At 71.4% G+C, this 14,777-nt stretch carries 13 protein-coding genes and 1 tRNA gene; 10 read left to right on the top strand and 4 right to left on the bottom strand.

Translation table 11 applies throughout. The features are described 5' to 3' along the window. The 7 genes from AMK16_RS23885 to AMK16_RS23855 all read left to right on the top strand — a co-directional run bounded on the left by AMK16_RS23885 (position 1) and on the right by AMK16_RS23855 (position 7,980). Entirely contained in the window at positions 1-705 is a 705-nt protein-coding gene (locus AMK16_RS23885) for a LysM peptidoglycan-binding domain-containing protein (RefSeq protein WP_073919102.1), read from the top strand. A gap of 279 nt (positions 706-984) precedes the next feature. After that, entirely contained in the window at positions 985-2,271 is a 1,287-nt protein-coding gene (gene eno, locus AMK16_RS23880) for a phosphopyruvate hydratase (RefSeq protein ID WP_073919099.1), read from the top strand. Between the two features lie 100 nt (positions 2,272-2,371). Continuing rightward, the gene (locus AMK16_RS23875; RefSeq protein ID WP_073919096.1) at positions 2,372-2,860 is read left to right on the top strand and encodes an FtsB family cell division protein; all 489 of its coding nucleotides are present in this window, start codon (positions 2,372-2,374) and stop codon (positions 2,858-2,860) included. A 59-nt stretch (positions 2,861-2,919) separates the two neighbouring features. Then, on the top strand, positions 2,920-3,474 hold the full coding sequence (locus AMK16_RS23870) for a DUF501 domain-containing protein (protein WP_073919093.1): 555 nt from the start codon (positions 2,920-2,922) through the stop codon (positions 3,472-3,474). Then, positions 3,471-4,460 (top strand): Ppx/GppA phosphatase family protein, encoded by a 990-nt coding sequence (locus tag AMK16_RS23865; RefSeq protein ID WP_073919090.1) that lies wholly within the window; start codon positions 3,471-3,473, stop codon positions 4,458-4,460. Before AMK16_RS23870 ends, AMK16_RS23865 begins: the two co-directional genes overlap by 4 nt. A 454-nt stretch (positions 4,461-4,914) precedes the next feature. Beyond that, on the top strand, positions 4,915-6,300 hold the full coding sequence (locus AMK16_RS23860; protein WP_073919088.1) for an NAD(P)/FAD-dependent oxidoreductase: 1,386 nt from the start codon (positions 4,915-4,917) through the stop codon (positions 6,298-6,300). Between the two features lie 291 nt (positions 6,301-6,591). Continuing rightward, positions 6,592-7,980: an SAM-dependent methyltransferase gene (locus tag AMK16_RS23855; protein WP_073919085.1), complete on the top strand. Its 1,389-nt coding sequence runs from the start codon at positions 6,592-6,594 to the stop codon at positions 7,978-7,980. Between the two features lie 125 nt (positions 7,981-8,105). Here AMK16_RS23855 and AMK16_RS23850 read toward each other — a convergent pair whose 3' ends face one another. Both AMK16_RS23850 and AMK16_RS23845 read right to left on the bottom strand, forming a co-directional pair. Then, positions 8,106-10,658, bottom strand: coding sequence for an ABC transporter permease (locus AMK16_RS23850; protein WP_073919082.1), 2,553 nt, complete (start codon positions 10,656-10,658; stop codon positions 8,106-8,108). A gap of 92 nt (positions 10,659-10,750) precedes the next feature. After that, positions 10,751-11,515: an ABC transporter ATP-binding protein gene (locus AMK16_RS23845; protein WP_107417243.1), complete on the bottom strand. Its 765-nt coding sequence runs from the start codon at positions 11,513-11,515 to the stop codon at positions 10,751-10,753. Between the two features lie 439 nt (positions 11,516-11,954). On the opposite strand from AMK16_RS23845, the gene AMK16_RS23840 reads away from it, so the two are divergent. Both AMK16_RS23840 and AMK16_RS23835 read left to right on the top strand, forming a co-directional pair. Beyond that, positions 11,955-12,036, top strand: a tRNA-Leu gene (locus AMK16_RS23840). 157 nt (positions 12,037-12,193) lie between these two features. After that, positions 12,194-13,051, top strand: a complete 858-nt coding sequence (locus AMK16_RS23835; protein ID WP_073919076.1) for a Bax inhibitor-1/YccA family protein — start codon at positions 12,194-12,196, stop codon at positions 13,049-13,051. Between the two features lie 125 nt (positions 13,052-13,176). Here the strand turns inward: AMK16_RS23835 and AMK16_RS23830 are convergent, their stop codons facing one another. Next, positions 13,177-13,407: a DUF4287 domain-containing protein gene (locus tag AMK16_RS23830; RefSeq protein ID WP_073919074.1), complete on the bottom strand. Its 231-nt coding sequence runs from the start codon at positions 13,405-13,407 to the stop codon at positions 13,177-13,179. A 101-nt stretch (positions 13,408-13,508) separates the two neighbouring features. On the opposite strand from AMK16_RS23830, the gene AMK16_RS23825 reads away from it, so the two are divergent. After that, on the top strand, positions 13,509-13,871 hold the full coding sequence (locus AMK16_RS23825) for a hypothetical protein (RefSeq protein ID WP_073919072.1): 363 nt from the start codon (positions 13,509-13,511) through the stop codon (positions 13,869-13,871). Here AMK16_RS23825 and AMK16_RS23820 read toward each other — a convergent pair. Next, positions 13,855-14,688, bottom strand: a complete 834-nt coding sequence (locus AMK16_RS23820) for a hypothetical protein (RefSeq protein WP_199885567.1) — start codon at positions 14,686-14,688, stop codon at positions 13,855-13,857. The genes AMK16_RS23825 and AMK16_RS23820 overlap by 17 nt on opposite strands. Positions 14,689-14,777: the final 89 nt, after the last annotated feature.

Below are 14,777 nucleotides of genomic sequence, written 5' to 3'. Positions count from 1 at the left end.
ATGCTGCTTTCCGGCAAGGGCAAGCACCGCCGCGGTTCCAAGGCCGTCCGCATCGTCACGCTCGCCGGTGTCGCCGGTGTGGCCGTCGCCGCCCCCCTGATGGCCGCGGGCTCCGCGAGCGCCGCCACGGCGTCCGAGTGGGACCGGGTCGCCTCCTGCGAGTCGGGTGGCAACTGGGCCATCAACACCGGCAACGGCTACTACGGCGGACTGCAGTTCTCGTCCTCCACGTGGGCCGCGTACGGCGGCAAGTCGTACGCCGCGCAGGCCAACCAGGCCTCGAAGTCCCAGCAGATAGCCGTCGCCGAGAAGGTCCTCAAGAGCCAGGGCAAGGGTGCCTGGCCGTCCTGTGGCGTCGGCCTGTCGAACTCGTCCTACTCCGGTGGCGGCTCCGAGACCCCGGCCAAGCCGAAGGCCGAGCCGAAGAAGACCGAGCAGAAGGTCACGCCGAAGAAGGAGACCAAGCGCTCCGAGGTGCCGACCACCCGCTCTGAGCGTTCCCAGGCCCCGGCTCCGGCCAAGCCGAAGTCCGAGGCCCCCAAGACCGGCAACGGCTCCTACGAGGTCAAGTCCGGCGACACCCTGGGCACCATCGCCGATGCCAACGGCGTCACGGGCGGCTGGGAGAAGCTCTTCGAGCTGAACAAGGACATCGTCCCGGACGCCGACCTGATCTTCCCGGGTCAGAAGCTGAAGCTCAGCTGACCGCTGCGGCCGCGGCCGCACGCGTGATCGTCGTACGCATGTACGCACATCCCCACCGCCCGGCGCGTATCCCCCCACGCGCCGGGCGGCGGCGTGTGCGCCACCGGAACCGCGGCAGCCAAGAGCCCTATGTCCCACAAGAGGGGTATTCGGCCCCTTTTTCGTCCCAGGGGCCGGGCGGTCGGCAGGCCGACTGCCCGGATCCGGTTAGGCTCTAGGCGGCAAGGCCATCCCACGGCCTGACGCCACCGCACACCCAGCGTCACATCCCAGAAGGAGATGCTCGTGCCGTCCATCGACGTCGTCGTAGCCCGGGAAATCCTGGACTCCCGAGGCAACCCCACGGTCGAGGTCGAGGTGGGCCTCGACGATGGCAGCACCGGCCGTGCTGCAGTCCCGTCCGGCGCCTCCACCGGTGCATTCGAGGCCATCGAGCTCCGTGACGGTGACCCCAACCGTTACTTCGGCAAGGGTGTCGAGAAGGCCGTCCTCGCCGTCATCGAGCAGATCGGCCCGGAGCTCGTCGGCTACGACGCCACCGAGCAGCGCCTGATCGACCAGGCCATGTTCGACCTGGACGCCACCGACAACAAGGGCTCCCTCGGCGCCAACGCCATCCTCGGCGTGTCCCTCGCCGTCGCGCACGCCGCGTCCGAGGCCTCGGACCTTCCGCTCTTCCGCTACCTCGGCGGCCCGAACGCGCACCTGCTGCCCGTTCCGATGATGAACATCCTCAACGGTGGGTCGCACGCCGACTCCAACGTGGACATCCAGGAGTTCATGATCGCCCCGATCGGCGCGGAGTCCTTCTCCGAGGCGCTGCGCTGGGGCGCGGAGGTCTACCACACCCTCAAGAAGGTCCTCCACACCAAGGGCCTGTCCACCGGCCTCGGTGACGAGGGCGGCTTCGCCCCGAACCTGGAGTCCAACCGCGCCGCGCTCGACCTCATCGTCGAGGCCATCAAGCAGGCCGGCTACACCCCGGGCAAGGACATCGCGCTCGCGCTCGACGTCGCCGCGTCCGAGTTCTACAAGGACGGCAAGTACGAGTTCGAGGGCCAGTCCCGCTCGGCCGCCGAGATGACCGAGTACTACGAGGAGCTCGTCTCCGCGTATCCGATGGTCTCCATCGAGGACCCGCTGTACGAGGACGACTGGGCCGGCTGGAAGACCCTCACCGACAAGCTGGGCTCCAAGGTCCAGATCGTCGGCGACGACCTCTTCGTCACCAACCCCGAGCGCCTGGCCCGCGGCATCGAGGAGGGCTCCGCGAACGCCCTGCTCGTGAAGGTGAACCAGATCGGTTCGCTGACCGAGACCCTCGACGCCGTCGAGATGGCCCAGCGCAACGGCTTCAAGTGCATGATGTCCCACCGCTCCGGCGAGACCGAGGACGTCACCATCGCCGACCTCGCCGTCGCCGTGAACTGCGGTCAGATCAAGACCGGCGCCCCGGCACGTTCGGACCGCGTCGCCAAGTACAACCAGCTGCTGCGCATCGAGGAGATCCTCGACGACGCCGCCGTGTACGCGGGCCGCTCCGCCTTCCCGCGCTTCAAGGGCTGACCACCGCGGCCAGGGTCCAGCCTCCGTACGTCCCCGCACTCGGTCCCGTACCGTGTGCGGGGACGTAGTGCGTAGGGCGTACACAGGGGAGGCGGGATCAATGGCCGGGAACCGGGATCGGTTCTCCACCTTCTCGACCGCGACCAGGCTCAAGCAGCTCGGCGAGCGGACCGCGGCCCATGTGTACCGGTCGCAGTCGCGCCGGCAGGTCCACCGCAGCCGGCTGACCGGCCGCGCCGCGCTCCTGGTGCTCGTGCTCTGTACCCTGGTCGTCGCCCTCGCGTATCCCATGCGCCAGTACGTCTCCCAGCGTTCGGAGATCGCGGAGCAGCAGCGGGCCGCCACGGCCGCCCGGGACCGCCTGGAGCGGCTGCGCGACGAGAAGGCCCGCTGGCAGGACAACGCCTACGCGGAACAGCAGGCGCGCAAGCACCTGCACTTCCTGCGCCCGGGGGAGATCGGCTACATCATGACCGACCCCGCCGCCGAGGGCTCCGAGCGCCACCGGACCGGCCAGGCGGGCTCCGACCGCCCCTGGTACTCCAACGTCTGGGACGGCGTCGACAAGGCCGACCGCCCCGGCGAGTGAGTCCGTACCACCCGTCATAGCACCGTACAGAACCGCGAACGAAGAGACTTCCTCCAGGCATGCAGACGCCCCCGCCCCAGACCGACCGGACCGAGCCGACCGACGCGGACATCGAGGCGTTCGAGCAGCAGCTCGGACGCCCCCCGCGCGGGCTGCGCGCCATCGCCCACCGCTGCCCCTGCGGCCAGCCGGACGTGGTGGAGACCGCCCCCCGGCTCCCCGACGGCACCCCCTTCCCGACGCTGTACTACCTGACGTGTCCCCGCGCGGCCTCCGCGATCGGCACGCTGGAGGCCAACGGGGTCATGAAGGAGATGCAGGCCCGGCTCGCCGAGGACCCCGAACTCGCCGCCGCCTACCGGGCCGCGCACGAGGACTACATCCGGCGCCGCGACGCCATCGAAGTGCTCCAGGGCTTCCCGAGCGCCGGCGGCATGCCCGACCGGGTGAAGTGCCTGCACGTGCTGGTGGGCCACTCCCTGGCTGCGGGCCCGGGCGTGAACCCCTTCGGCGACGAGGCGCTGGCCATGCTGCCCGAGTGGTGGGCCAAGGGCGCCTGCGTCACCCCGTGCGGGGGCCCGCAGGCCGCCGGCGGCGAGGAGGCGGGCGCATGACCAGGGTCGCGGCCATCGACTGCGGGACGAACTCCATCCGCCTGCTGGTGGCCGACTTCACCGCGCCGGGCGGCGCCCCGGGCGCGGCCGGCGAGCTGGTCGAGCTGGACCGGCGGATGGTCGTCGTCCGGCTGGGCGAGGGCGTGGACCGGACCGGGCGCCTCGCCCCGGAGGCGCTGGAGCGGACCTTCGCCGCCTGCCGCGAGTACGCGGCCGTCATCAAGGAACTCGGAGCGGAGCGGGTGCGCTTCGTGGCGACCTCCGCCTCCCGGGACGCCGAGAACCGGGACGAGTTCGTCCGGGGGGTGCTGGACATCCTGGGCGTCGAGCCCGAGGTGATCTCCGGGGACCAGGAGGCGGAGTTCTCCTTCACCGGCGCGACCGAGGAGCTGACCGGCCGCGACGACCTCGCCAAGCCGTACCTGGTCGTGGACATCGGCGGCGGCTCGACCGAGTTCGTCGTCGGCGAGGACCACGTCCGGGCCGCCCGGTCCGTGGACGTGGGCTGCGTCCGCATGACGGAGCGCCACCTGGTGGTGGACGGCCGGGTCACCGACCCGCCGACCGAGGCGCAGGTGGCCGCCATGAGGGCCGACATCGAAGCGGCCCTGGACCTGGCCGCCGAGGCCGTCCCGCTGGGCGAGGCCCGCACCCTGGTGGGTCTGGCCGGTTCGGTGACCACGATCGCCGCGATCGCGCTCGGGCTGCCCGCGTACGACAGCGCGGCCATCCACCACGCGCGCGTCTCCCGCGACCAGGTCCGTGCGATCACCGAGCGGATGCTGACGTCGACCCACGCGGAGCGCGCCGCGATCCCCGTGATGCACCCCGGGCGGGTGGACGTGATCGGCGCCGGCGCGCTGGTCCTTCTGGCGATCATGGAGCGCATCGGGGCCGCGGAGGTGGTCGTCTCGGAGCACGACATCCTCGACGGGATCGCGATCAGGACCGCGGAAGAGGCCGAGGCCGGCAAGCAGCGCTCCTGACGCGCGAACCGCTCCGAAGCGGCGCTCCGGTCGCCCGACCGGAGCGCCGTGAAACGCCGCCGGCGGGCCCTAGTTGGGGTCCGCCGGGCCTGTTTCACGGGGGGCTCAGGAGAAACTTCGTGAAGTTCTTCACAAGGAAAAGAAGCCTGAGACGGCCTCCGAAGGTGCTTTCGGCGGGTTCCCGGGCCCCGAAGGCGTCGATTGGCCGGGTCATGGAGGGAACCGGGGAGGTTCGGGCGCCTCGTCGGCAGGTGTCCGCGAACCCGGTGGTCCAGTCCGCCGGAGGGCCTACGGGCCAGTTCAGGACGGGTGAACAACGACTCCGGCCACACCGTGGTTCCCGGTGCGCGCCATGACCTCCGTCACGTGGGCGGCGGAGTGTAGCAGAGGCACCCCGACACCTTGTGAAGGGGCTCACGAGCGTCCCCCCATCGGGTGCTGGATACTCGTTTCCATGAGCACCACGGAGCGTCCCAGGATCCTCGTTGTAGGAGGTGGGTACGTAGGCCTGTACGCAGCCAAGCGCATCATGAAGAAGATGCGCTACGGCGAGGCGACCGTCACGGTCGTCGACCCGCGCTCGTACATGACCTACCAGCCCTTCCTCCCCGAAGTGGCCGCAGGCAGCATCTCGCCTCGGCACGTCGTCGTCCCGCTGCGACGCGTGCTGCCCAAGGCAGAGGTCCTCACCGGCCGCGTCACCAGCATCGACCAGGACCGCAAGGTCGCCGTCGTCACGCCGCTGGTCGGCGAGGCGTACGAGCTGCCCTTCGACTACCTCGTGGTCGCGCTGGGCGCCGTTTCCCGCACCTTCCCGATCCCCGGCCTGGCCGAACAGGGCATCGGTATGAAGGGTGTGGAAGAGGGCATCGGCCTGCGCAACCACGTCCTCGAACAGCTCGACAAGGCCGAGTCCACGACGGACGAGAACGTCCGCCGCAAGGCCCTCACCTTCGTCTTCGTCGGCGGCGGCTTCGCCGGTGCGGAGACCATCGGCGAGGTCGAGGACATGGCCCGCGACGCCGCGAAGTACTACTCCACGATCAAGCGCGAGGACATGCGCTTCATCCTGGTCGACGCGGCCGACAAGATCCTTCCCGAGGTCGGGCCCAAGCTCGGCACCTGGGGCAAGGAGCACCTCGAGTCCCGCGGCATCGAGATCTACCTGAGCACCTCCATGGACTCCTGCGTGGACGGCCACGTCGTGCTGAAGAACGGCCTCGAGGTCGACTCCAGCACCATCGTGTGGACCGCCGGCGTCAAGCCGAACCCGGTGCTGGCCCGCTACGGCCTGCCGCTGGGCCCGCGCGGCCACGTCGACGCCGAGCCGACCCTCCAGGTCAAGGGCACGGACTACATCTGGACCGCGGGCGACAACGCCCAGGTCCCGGACGTCGCCGCCCGCAAGGCCGGCGTCGAGAACGCCTGGTGCCCGCCGAACGCCCAGCACGCGCTGCGCCAGGCCAAGGTCCTCGGCGACAACGTCATCTCGGGCATGCGGGGCTTCCCGCAGGCCGAGTACTCGCACTCCAACAAGGGTGCGGTGGCGGGCCTCGGCCTCCACAAGGGCGTCGCGATGATCGTCGTGGGCAAGACGAAGATCAAGCTCAAGGGCCGGCTCGCCTGGTACATGCACCGTGGCTACCACGGCATGGCCATGCCGACCTGGAACCGCAAGATCCGCGTCTTCGCCGACTGGACCCTCGCCATGTTCCTCAAGCGCGAGGTCGTCTCCCTCGGTGCGCTGGAGACCCCCCGCGAGGAGTTCTACGAGGCCGCCAAGCCGGCCCCGGCTCCGGCCGCCGCCACGGCTCCGGCCCAGAAGGCCAAGGCGTCCTGACCCGGCGCCGCCGGCAGGGCCCCGGGGCCCTGCCGCAGGACCGGCAGGACCGCAGGACCGGCAGGACCGCAGGACCAGCAGTACGCAGGACCAGCAGTAGGCAAGGCCGCAGCGAGCAAGGCCGGCAGCAAGCAGGACCGGCAACGCCGGCAAGGCCAGTACGACCCCGAAGGGGCCTCCCGCCATCCGTGGTGCGGGCGGCCCCTTCGGGCGTGCCAGGGGCGCTCCCGGCTTATCCGGACCCCGTAGTGGGTAGAGGGCTTCGTCGGATTCCCTCTGGAGGTGTGCGCCATGACCGACGCCGCGCCGCGGCTGGCTGCTCTTGCCGAGACCCTGCTGCACGCCCCGCTGCCCGTGCGCATCCGGGCGTGGGACGGCAGCGAAGCCGGCCCGTCCGGCGGCCCCGTGCTCGTCTTCCGCGACCGCCGGGCGGTGCGCAGGATGCTGTGGAAGCCCGGCGAACTGGGCCTGGCCCGTGCCTGGGTCGCGGGTGACCTGACCGTCGAAGGCGACCTGTTCGAGCTGCTGGACCGGGTGGCGGGCCTCCTATGGGAACGGCCGCCCGCGGCCGCCGCGCCGCCGACCGGCCCTTCCCGCCGGTGGCTCGCCGCGCCCCGTCCCGCGGGGCTGCGCCCCCGCCTGCCACAGAGGGCCGCCGCACTGGCGGCCACCGCCGGCCGGCTGCGCGAACCGGGCGCGCGGGCCGCCGTACGGGACCTCGTCGCCCTGGCCCGGCCGTGGCCCGCGCCCCCGCCGCCGCCGGAGGAGGCCGCCCGCGAGCGCGGCGGGCCCCGGCACACCAGGAGCAGCGACCGCGAGGCCATCAGCCACCACTACGACGTCGGCAACGACTTCTACGCCCGTGTGCTCGGGCCCTCCATGGTGTACTCGTGCGCCTACTGGAGCCCCGGCTCCACGCTGGAGGAGGCCCAGCGGGACAAGCTCGACCTGGTCTGCCGCAAGCTCGCCCTCGCCCCCGGCACCCGGCTGCTCGACGTCGGCTGCGGCTGGGGATCGATGGCCCTGCACGCGGCCCGGGAGTACGGCGTCCGGGTCACCGGGATCACGCTCTCGCGCGAGCAGGCCGTCTACGCCCGCAAACGGGTCGCGGAGGAGGGACTGGCCGACCGGGTCGAGATCCGCGTCCAGGACTACCGGGACGTCAAGGACGGCCCGTACGGGGCCATTTCGTCGATCGGCATGGCCGAACACGTGGGCGCCGACCGCTACCGCGAGTACGCCCGCACGCTCTACCTCTTGCTGGGCCCCGGCGGCCGCCTGTTGAACCACCAGATCGCCCGGCGGCCCGAGCCCGACGAAGACGCCTACCGCATCGACGAGTTCATCGACGCCTACGTCTTCCCGGACGGGGAGCTGTCACCGCTCGGGACCACCGTCGGCGAGCTGGAGCGGGCCGGTTTCGAGGTCCGTGACGTGGAGGCGCTGCGCGAGCACTACGCGCTGACCCTGCGGGCCTGGGTGGCGCGCCTGGAGGAGCACTGGGAGGAGGCCGTGCGCCACACGTCGCCGGGCCGGGCGCGGGTCTGGCTGCTGTACATGGCGGCCTCCGCGCTGGGCTTCGAGCACGGCCGGCTCGGCGTCAACCAGGTCCTCGCGGTGCGGCCGGGGGAGGGCGGGGACTCCGGCCTGCCGCTGCGGCTGCGCACCTGGGGCGCGTAGCCCCGGCCCGGTGGGAGCACGGAAGGGCCCCGGGGCGTGCCCCGGGGCCCTTCCATTCCGTGTGCCGTGTGCCGTGTGCCGTGTGCCGTGTTCCCGTGTGCCGTGCCGGCGCCCGGGACCGGCCGCTACTCGGTCTTGATGGCCGTCAGCATGTTCAGCCGGGCGGCGCTGCGGGCCGGCCACATGGCGGCCAGGACCCCGACCACGGCGGCCAGCAGGAGGAAGACGCCGATCCGGTCCCACGGCAGGACCAGCTGGTAGTCCGGAACGGACTTGGCGAAGGTGGTGCCCAGCGACCAGGCGAGGAAGACGCCGATGGCGACACCGAGGACCGCGCCGAAGAGGGAGATGACCACGGCCTCCAGGCGGATCATGTTCTTGACCCGGCCCCGGTCGAGGCCGATCGCCCGCAGCATGCCGATCTCCTGGGTCCGCTCGAAGACGGACATCGCCAGGGTGTTGACCACGCCGAGGACGGAGATGATCAGCGCCATGCCGAGCAGGCCGTACATGATGTTCAGCGCCATGTTGATGAGGCCGCCCATCTCGTTGCGCATGTCCTGCTGGGTGGCGACCGTCATCGCCGGGTTGTTGCCGAGCGCGTCGACGACGGCCTTCTCGGCCGCCTTGGACTCGCCGCCCGTGGTGTTGACGTACACCTCGCGGATGGAGGGCTCGTCGCTGTGGGCGTTCAGGACCTTCTCGTCGACGACGTAGGGGGAGAGCAGGCCCTCCATGTCCTTGTAGAGCGCGCCGACCTTCAGCGTGCCCTTCTGGCCGTCGTCGAACTGGACCTGGAGGGTGGAGCCGACCGAGAGCTTCTGCTCCTTGGCCGTCTTCTCCGCGACCGCGACCTCGCCCTTGCCGAGAGCGTCCAGCGAGCCGCCGAGGACCTCGATGTTCAGCAGGTCGCCGATGGTGCCCGGGGTGACGCCGGAGACGGAGCGGAACTCCTCGCCCATCCGGAAGTAGCCGGCGACCTGCGGGGAGACGGCCTTGATGCCGGGCGCCTTGGCCAGGGTCTCGGCCACCGACTTGTCGAGGTAGCCGATGTCGCCGGACATGGAGACCTTGTAGTCGGCCTTGAGCTTGTCCGTGCTCATCCGGTCCACGGCCTTGCCCATGGTGACTCCGAGCACCGACAGGGCCGTGACCAGGGTCAGCCCGATGGCCAGGGAGGCGGCCGTGACGGCGGTGCGGCGCGGGTTGCGCACCGCGTTCTGCGCGGCCAGCTTGCCGGGCACGCCGAACAGCTTCTGCAGCGCCGGGCGGACGGCCGAGATGAACGGCCCGCAGAGCAGCGGCAGCAGCACGATCAGGCCGATGAGCAGGGAGAACGCGCCGCCGCCGATCAGGGTCCGGCCGCTCTCGCCGCCGGACTTCACACCGAGCAGGACGAGGCCGACGCCGAGCGCGCCGATGATGCAGCCGAGGACGTTGCGCAGCACCAGGGACTTCGCACTGGCCGGCAGGTGGGCGCTGCCCATGGCGGCGACGGGGGCGATCCGGCCGGTGCGCCAGGCGGGCACCAGGGCGGCGAGCGTGGTCACGAGGACACCGATGACCAGGGCCGCGATGATCGTGCCGGGGGCGATCACGAGGTCACCGGCCGGGATCCGGGCGCCCAGGGAGTCCATCAGCGAGCGCATGCCGACCGCGAGGCCGATGCCGCCGAGCAGGCCGATGGCGGCGGAGAGGACGCCGACGACCAGGGCCTCGGCGAGGACCGAGCGCACGACCTGGCCGCGGTTGGCGCCGACGGCGCGCAGCAGGGCCAGTTCCCTGGTGCGCTGGGTGACCAGCATCGTGAAGGTGTTGTAGATCAGGAAGACGCCGACGAAGAGGGAGATGCCGGCGAAGGCGAGCAGCATGGTGCTCATGCCGCTCATCTCCCGCTCGATGGAAGCGGCCTGCTCCGCGGCCAGCGCCTTGCCGGTCTGGGCCTTGGTGCTCTTGCCGTCGAGCAGCGGCTCGATGTCGGCGAGCAACCGGTCGGCGGAGGCGCCGGCCTTGGCGCTGACGGAGAGCTCGTCGAAGAAGCCGGGCTTGAGGTAGAGCTGCTGGGCGACGGCGGTGTCGAAGAGGACCAGGCTGCCGCCGGCGTTGACGGCGCCGTCCTCGGTGGTGAAGACACCGGTGAGGGAGTACTCCTTCACCGGGCCGTTGGTGGCGACGCGGACCTTGTCGCCGACCTTGTACCTGCCCGTGCTCGCGCTCTCCTTGTCGAGGGCGATCTCGTCGGCGCCGGCCGGCCCGGTGCCCTCGGTGAAGTGGTAGCGCGGGTCCTTGCCGTCCTTGGCGGGGGCGTAGTTGGAGCCCTTGTTGGCCCAGCCGGAGCCGATCAGCCTGCCGTCCTCGTCGCCGACTCCGGCGAAGCCGGTGACCCGGCCGGAGACGGTGTCGACGCCGTTCACCTTGGCGACCTTGTCGAGGGTCTGCCGGCTGATGCCGGGCTCGCCCTGCTTGTTGCCGTCGTCGTCGCGGGTCTGGCCGTACGAGGTGACGGAGACGGCGACGCCGTCGTAGCTCTTCGCGGACTGCCCGGAAAGGGCCTTGCCGAGGGTGTCGGTGAAGACGAGGGTGCCGGAGACGAAGGCGACGCCGAGGGTGACGGCGAGCACCGTCATCAGCAGCCTGGCCTTGTGCGCGAGGACGTTGCGCAGGGCGGTACGGAACATGGGGGTCTCAGTCCTGGGGCTGGAAGTCTGGAGGAGGGCGGGGCTGTGGTGGATGGCGGTCCGCCGGACACCACCGAGGGGGGAACCCCGGGTCAGCTGGTACGGCCCTTGGCGTCGAACGCCTTCATGCGGTCCAGCACGCCGTCGGCGGTGGGGCTGAGCATCTCGTCGACGATGCGGCCGTCGGCGAGGAAGATGACGCGGTCCGCGTAGGAGGCGGCGACCGGGTCGTGGGTGACCATTACGACGGTCTGGCCGAGCTCGCGCACCGAGTTGCGCAGGAAGCCGAGGACCTCGGCGCCGGAGCGCGAGTCGAGGTTCCCGGTGGGCTCGTCGCCGAAGATGATCTCGGGACGGGAGGCCAGGGCGCGGGCGACGGCCACGCGCTGCTGCTGGCCGCCGGAGAGCTGGGTGGGGCGGTGGCCGAGCCGGTCGGCGAGGCCGACCATGCCGATCACGGAGTCCAGCCACTGCTTGTCGGGCTTGCGGCCGGCGATGTCCATGGGCAGCGTGATGTTCTCCAGGGCCGTCAGCGTCGGCAGCAGGTTGAAGGCCTGGAAGATGAAGCCGATCTTGTCCCGGCGCAGCTGGGTGAGCTGCTTGTCCTTGAGGGAGCCCAGCTCGGTCTCACCGATGCGCACGGAGCCGGAGGAGAAGGTGTCCAGGCCGGCGACGCAGTGCATGAGCGTGGACTTGCCGGAGCCCGAGGGGCCCATGATCGCGGTGAACTGTGCCTGGGCGAAGTCCACGGAGACGTTCTCCAGGGCGACCACCTGGGTCTCGCCCTGGCCGTACACCTTGGAGAGGCCGGTGGCGCGGGCGGCCACGGCCTGAGCGGTGGGCGGGGCGTAGTTCATGGTGGTCACGGGAGCGACTCCTGTCGGGGGGCGGGGCTGCGGACCGGCTCCGGTCCGTTCATCGGCGGGACCCTTCCATCCTCGCCGCGCCCGCCGCGCCGCGGATCAGCCGAGGTGCCCGTTCCCGGGCCCACTGGAGTCTGACCGGAGCCCCGCCCGGCTCCTCCTCTGGTATGACAGGACCCCTGACGCGGGACGGACGCGCGGGCCGGCCGCAGGGGGTGGCGCGCGGGGTGGCGCGGGCCATCGAAATCCCGTCATTCCCGTACCGGTCGTGATCGTCGCCGAGGGCGGGCGGACCGCGTGTTCTCGCGTCTGACGACCCCTCAAGCGCCAATAAAATCAGACAACATCGGAGAGACGGCCCGCGGGCGGCGATGCCGTTCCCGATAGGCTCGGCCCAGCGTTCACGGCTTTTTCACGGGGGCCCGCTACGCCTGCCCGGATGGTGGAATGCAGACACGGCGAGCTTAAACCTCGCTGGCCTTCGGGCCGTGCCGGTTCAAGTCCGGCTCCGGGCACTCGGCAGGTCCGCGAGGCCACCCCTCCTCACCCTCTCCTCACCCCCTGCGCTCCGTCGCGCCTCCTCCTAAGATCCTCCTCCAGCAGTAGGGTGCTTTCTTTGCGAGCGCATTACTCTTGAGGCAAGGCCGCGCCCGGTGGCCACGGAGGAGTGAGATGAGGAGCAGTAACCCGGTCTTCTCGCGACGGGGGTTCAGCCGCGACAACGGTGGCTACGCGGGTTTCGACGCGCAGCAGCACCAGCAGGCCGGGACCGCGACCAACCCGTACGCGACCAACCCGTATGCGACCGACCCGGCCACGGGCATGCCCCAGGCGCCGGCGCGGGCGAACACGATGACCATGGACGACGTCGTGAGCCGTACGGCCATGACGCTCGGCACGCTCATCGTGACGGCGACGCTGTCCTGGGTCCTGCTGCCGGTCGACCCGGCCAACCTCGGCAAGTCGTACGCCATCGGCATCGGCGCGGCCCTCGTCGCGTTCGTGCTGGCGATGGTCCAGTCCTTCAAGCGCAAGCCCGTCCCGGCCCTGATCCTCGGGTACGCGGCGCTGGAGGGCGTCTTCCTCGGCGTCATCAGCGCGGCGACCAGCACCTACCTGGGTCCGGGCGTCGTCATCCAGGCCGTCATGGGCACGATGTGCGTCTTCGCCGCCGTGCTCTTCGCGTACAAGATGCGCTGGATCCGGGTGAACCGGCGCTTCACCGGCTTCGTGATGGCCGCCGCCATGGGCTTCATCCTGCTCATGGTCGCCAACTCGCTGTTCGCCCTCTTCGGCGGCGGTGACGGCCTCGGCTTCCGCAGCGGCGGCCTCGGCCTGCTGTTCGGCGCCATCGGCGTCATCCTCGGCGCGTGCTTCCTCGCCATGGACTTCAAGCAGGTCGAGGACGGCATCGCCTACGGCGCCCCGCGCGAGGAGTCCTGGCTGGCGGCCTTCGGCCTCACCCTGACCCTCGTGTGGATCTACCTGGAGATGCTCCGCATCTTCCAGATCCTCTCCGGCAACGACTAGCCGGACCGGCGGGCCCGCCCGCCACGGCACGGGGAAGGCCCCGCGAGCTACAGCTCGCGGGGCCTTCCCGCGTCCGGCGCCCGTCGGGGGCGGCGGAAGGGATGGAGGGCGAAGGGATGCCGGGGTCAGCCGAACCGGCGGGCGGCTCTGCGCAGGTCGTACTCGTGGATGATCGCCTTCGCCTGGCCGTACGACAGATCGTGTGCGCCGAGCAGCCAGCTGACCTTCTCCTCGAACCGGACGAGCGAGGGGCCGTCGTCGACGGTGCGGAGCCAGTCGGAGAGCTCACGACCGGTGGTCTGCGGGATTCTGTCGATCATGTTGCGGTGGGTCTGTTCGGAGAACTCTACGGACATGGGCGCCTCCGGAGGTATCGCCGTGCTGTTCTCTTCACGCCACCGTGCCGGAGAGTTCGCCCGTTGGCAATGGTGCCGGGACGGCGCGTAAGGTCGGCCGGGTGCTTGATACTTCGCCCCTGACCGCCGTTGTGGAACGGTTCGCCGACCGCCTGCGGGCCGCGCCGCAGAGCCGCCTCCAGCAGGGCGCCGCGGCCACCGCGCTGGAGCTGGCCCGCGAGCTCGCCACCCGGGCACAGCGCCTCGAGGGCGCCGGCGCCGTACGGGAGATGCCGGACGCGGGGATCTTCGCCGTCGGCGACCAGGTGGCGGTGGCCGGGCTCGACCTCGCCGAGGCGCTGCGCGCCGCGGCCGCCGGGGGCGGCGCCGCCGCGGGGGGCCCGGACGGCGCGAAGGCCCCGTCCGAGGTGCTGGACGAGGCCGTGCGGCTGGTGGAGCGGGCAGAGGTCAGAGCGATGCGATGACGCGGTCCGCGAGGATGTAGACGTTGCTGTCCGGGTCCTCGGTGTCTCCGCAGGAGAACGTGAGCGCGTAGGCGCCGGAGATGCCGGAGCCGCCCAGCAGGACCGGCGCGGTGCCCGCGCGCAGGGCCTCGGCGAGGCGCTCCGCGGTCTCGCGGTGGCCCGGGGTCATGCACAGCGTGGTCCCGTCGGTGAAGACGTAGACGTCCAGCGTGCCGAGGGGGCCGGGGCGGACGTCCGCGAGGGCCGTACGGGCCTCCGCGAGCTCCTCCAGGCGGCTGACGGTGCGCTCGTGGTCGGCGCCGGGGTGCGGGGCCTGGACCGGCACGAAGTCGGGGTGCGAGGGGTGGCGCCGGCGGGCCGCGGCCAGCTCGGCCGAGTCCTCCGGGTATTCGTCGAGGACGTCCTCGCCGAGCACCGCCTCCAGACCCACCAGATCGGCCTGGCGGGGCAGGAACAGCGGGCTTTCCTCGCCGAGCCCGGGCAGGCCGCCCAGCAGCGAGCCCGGGGTCTCCCCGGCGAACCGGGGCGACGCGTCGGCGGCGTCGCGGGCCTCCTGCGCGGCCCAGAAGGCACGCGCCTCGGCGAGCTCGCGCTCCCGCTCCTCGGCGAGGGCTTCGGCCACCGCCGCTCGTATCTCCGCGGCGGGGGACGCCACGGCGCTGCGGGCGTGGGGGACGGCTGCACCGCGGGGGTGGGCCGGCGCTGCCAGCTCACCGCGCAGGGCCGTGACCTGCTTGCGCAGACCATGGACGGCGTGCAGCGCAGCAGCGCCCACGGCCGTGGCAGCGGCCGTGGTCAGCAGCAGGGCAAGAGACATGGCGCTCACTGACTAACTCCCGTTGTGATTCGGTCCCCCGACTTCCTACATCAGAGTGTCCTGACCTGGGAATGGCGTGCAGTGCATTA

Source organism: Streptomyces sp. CB00455, from assembly GCF_001905445.1.
In the GTDB taxonomy this organism is placed as follows: domain Bacteria; phylum Actinomycetota; class Actinomycetes; order Streptomycetales; family Streptomycetaceae; genus Streptomyces.
The sequence above is the reverse complement of the archived record's forward strand: the minus strand, read 5'-3'. Positions and strand labels throughout refer to the sequence as shown.